Below are 323 nucleotides of genomic sequence, written 5' to 3'. Positions count from 1 at the left end.
ATGCCGCCGTCCATGTCGAACCGGTGCACCACTGGTCGGCCCGCGGCACCCGCGACCGGCGCATGGCCCTCTGGGCGGGGTTCGTGGTCGAGACGCCAAGCGCAAAAATGTATTTCGCCGGCGATACCGGCTTCCATGACGGCATCAACTACCGGCTGATGGCGCAAAGGCATGGCGGCTTTCGCCTCGCAATCCTGCCGATCGGCGCCTATGAGCCGCGCTGGTTCATGGCGCCGCAGCACCAGAACCCGGACGAGGCCGTGCAGGGCAGGAAGCTCTGCAACGCCGCCTTCGCCGCCGGTTGCCATTGGGGCACCTTCCAC

Annotated in this window: 1 protein-coding gene; it reads left to right on the top strand. The window is 67.2% G+C overall.

Annotation, left to right across the window (positions count from 1 at the left end; genetic code table 11):
* A partial coding sequence (locus tag EN818_RS31520) for an MBL fold metallo-hydrolase (RefSeq protein WP_245521439.1) occupies window positions 1-323 on the top strand: 323 nt, incomplete at both ends.

The sequence above is a fragment of the Mesorhizobium sp. M3A.F.Ca.ET.175.01.1.1 genome, assembly GCF_004791945.1.
In the GTDB taxonomy this organism is placed as follows: domain Bacteria; phylum Pseudomonadota; class Alphaproteobacteria; order Rhizobiales; family Rhizobiaceae; genus Mesorhizobium.
This window is presented reverse-complemented; position numbering and strand designations above follow the sequence as displayed.